At 53.6% G+C, this 3,003-nt stretch carries 2 protein-coding genes; both read left to right on the top strand.

Annotated elements, in window-relative coordinates:
- The first annotated feature begins 279 nt into the window (after positions 1-279).
- A complete protein-coding gene (locus tag OEL57_RS15860) occupies positions 280-2,787 on the top strand; it encodes a mannose-1-phosphate guanyltransferase (RefSeq protein WP_300741810.1) in 2,508 nt (835 codons plus the stop codon).
- Between the two features lie 6 nt (positions 2,788-2,793).
- Positions 2,794-3,003 (top strand): hypothetical protein (locus tag OEL57_RS15855; protein ID WP_300741809.1); only part of this gene is annotated, 210 nt, incomplete at its 3' end.

The raw sequence follows: 3,003 nt of genomic DNA, 5'->3' as shown, positions 1-3,003 counted from the left end.
GGCAAGTTTTATTGCAAACCTGAAGAACTACGATTTCCAGTGTATCTTGATGGACCGATTGAAAGTTTTTTCAGTCAGCGCGCCCGCAAGTGCAAGACGGATGTCGGGACGTTGATCAACACCGTTTTGCGCAAGGAAATGGAGTTGGTTAAGGAGCTGGGGGCTTGACAGAAGTTGAGGTGGACTTCCCGATCGGAATACGATGAAAAACTTTTGCAACAGTAGATTACTCAAGCAAGCATGGAAAATGAATTGTAATCCATCAAGGAGGATCAGTATATGAAGGCAGTGATCATGGCCGGTGGCTTCGGCACCCGCATCCAACCTCTCACCAGCAGTATGCCAAAACCGATGATCCCGCTTTTTAACCGGCCGATCATGCTGCATATCGTTGAACTGCTTAAAAAACATGACATCACTGATCTGGTGATGCTGCTGTATCACCAACCTGAAATCATCAAAAAATTCTTCCGGGATGGTTCTGACTTCGGGGTCAAGATCACCTATGTGACTCCGATTGAGGATATGGGTACTGCCGGAGCGGTCAAGGCGGCAGAGAAGTATCTGGATGAGCGTTTTCTGGTCATCTCCGGTGACCTGCTGACCGACTTTAACCTGAAGAAGGTACTGGATTTCCATGCTGATAACAAGGCCATGGCCACCATTACCCTCACCTCGGTCAAAGACCCGCTGCAGTTTGGCGTGGTCATTACCGACAAGGAAAAACGGATCACCCAGTTTCTGGAGAAACCGGGCTGGGGCGAGGTAATCTCAGATACCATCAATACCGGTATCTATGTGTTAGAGCCGGAGATCTTCAACTATATCCCCAAGGGAGAGAACTTCGATTTTTCCCAGGATCTGTTTCCGCTGATGCTGCAGAACAGCGATCCGCTGTTCGGCTTTTCAGCCAAGGGCTACTGGCGGGACATTGGCAATACGGACTCCTACCGTGAGGCATACCACGATATCTTCAAGGGGAAGGTCAACCTGAAGATAGACGAGGAGAAGCAGGATCGTGTTGGCAAAGACCTGCGGATCGGGGCTGATGTAACCCTTGAGGATGCCTCGGGCCTGTCCGGCACAGTGGTGATCGGCGATAACTCCCAAATTCGAGGCGAGGTTCAGATCAAGGATTCCGTGATTGGCCGTAACTGCACCATTGAAGCTGGAGTAAAGCTCAACCGTTGTGTGCTCTGGGACAATGCCTATGTTAAAAAAGGCGCAAAGATCACTGATAGCGTGATCTGCGCCAATGTGCGGGTCGGCCAGAATGCAGTGCTGGATGAAGGGGTGATCGTGGCTGATGACACCTCCATCGGCGATGACGTCAAGATCAAGGCCGATGTCAAGATCTGGCCACGCAAGATGATTGAGGCGGGTTCCACCGTAACTGCCAACCTGATCTGGGGCGAAAAATGGAAAAAGGCGCTCTTTGAAGGGGCGATCATCAAGGGCCTGTCCAATGTAGAGTTGACCCCGGAATTTGTGGCCAAGCTCGGTTGCGCCTATGGCACCACCCTGCCCAAAGGCAGCTATGTGCTGGGTGGCAGGGATGCCAACCGTTCATCACGGATGTTGAAGCGCTGTTTTGTGGGTGGCCTGCTTTCAGCCGGGGTCAATGTCCGTGATATGACCATGACCTCGCTGCCGTTGATTCGCTATAAGCTGAAGACCTTTGGCGAGGTGGGTGGTTTTCACTTCCGTCAGTCCAGCGAAGATCCTGCCTCAATGGAAATCATCTTTCTGGATGGCGATGGCCTGGACTTTTCCAGCAACATGGCCAAGAACCTGGAGCGGATCTTCTTTAAAGAAAACTTCCGGCGTGCCCACCACACTGAGCCGGGGGCCTTGATTGATATCCCTCAGGCGATTGATTTTTATCGCGAAGGCTATCTGCGGGCATTAAATGTGGAGGTCTGCCGCAAGGCGGCCTGGACCGTGGTGGTGGACTTCAACTACTCGCCGGCCAGCCAGGTGTTGCCGATGCTGCTGAATGAGCTGGGCTGCAACGTGATTGCCCTGAACGCCTATGTTGATGATGGCCGTGGCGGCTGCGTGCCCAAGCCGAAACAGGAAGGGCTCAGGCAGCTCTCAGCCATTGTCAGCTCTCTGGGGGCCCAGACCGGTTTCTGGCTTGAACCTGCGGTGGAGTCGATTACCCTGCTGGATGAAACCGGCACCATCTATGACGGGATCCAGCTCCTGACCCTGGTGGTTGCCCTGCAGCTCAAGACCGACCAGCGGGGCACCATTGCTGTGCCGGTACAGGCACCGTCAACCATCGAACAGATGGCGCTCAAGAAGAAATGCGGCGTCACCCGCACCAAGAGCAGTGACCGGGCCATGCTGGAGGCAGCATCATCATCAGAGGTGATCCTGGCTGCATCCCCCGATGGCCGTTTTGCCTTCCCCCGTTTTCAGGCTGCCTTTGACGGCATGTATGCCATTGCCAAGCTGGTGGAGTTGGGGATTACCGTTGGTCTGCCGTTTTCACGGGTTCTTGAAGAGGCCCCCAAACGGGCCTTCCTGCAGGCCAGTCTCCCCTGTGCCTTTGAGATGAAGGGAGGGATCATGCGTAAAATGAGCGAGGACTCTCTGGAGCAGGAAGCCTCGTTCATCGACGGCATCAAGGTGCAGTTTGATAATGATTGGGCACTGGTGCTGCCGGACCAGTACAGCTCTTTCGTTCATATTTTTGCCGAGGCCAAGGATGAGAAAACCGCTGGAAAATTACTGGATGACTATCGCAAAAAAGTAGAGAAGTGGAAGAAAGAACTGGAATAGCCGACCATGACCAGACCGATTGACGTCATATTTCTCTGGCACATGCACCAGCCGTACTACAAGGACCCGGTCAAGGGGGAGTACGCCCTGCCCTGGACCTATCTGCATGCCATCAAGGATTACTATGACATGCCGGCCATTGTGGAGGATACGCCAGGGGCGCGGGCGGTGTTTAACATTGTCCCTTCCCTGGTGGAGCAGTTGCTGGACTACGCT

The organism is Trichlorobacter sp., assembly GCF_030247655.1.
GTDB lineage: Bacteria > Desulfobacterota > Desulfuromonadia > Geobacterales > Pseudopelobacteraceae > Trichlorobacter.
This window is presented reverse-complemented; position numbering and strand designations above follow the sequence as displayed.

Coding starts and splice junctions, on each gene's coding strand:
- OEL57_RS15860 (WP_300741810.1), top strand. CDS start 280: ATGAAGGCAGTGATCATGGCCGGTGGCTTCGGCACCCGCATCCAACCT.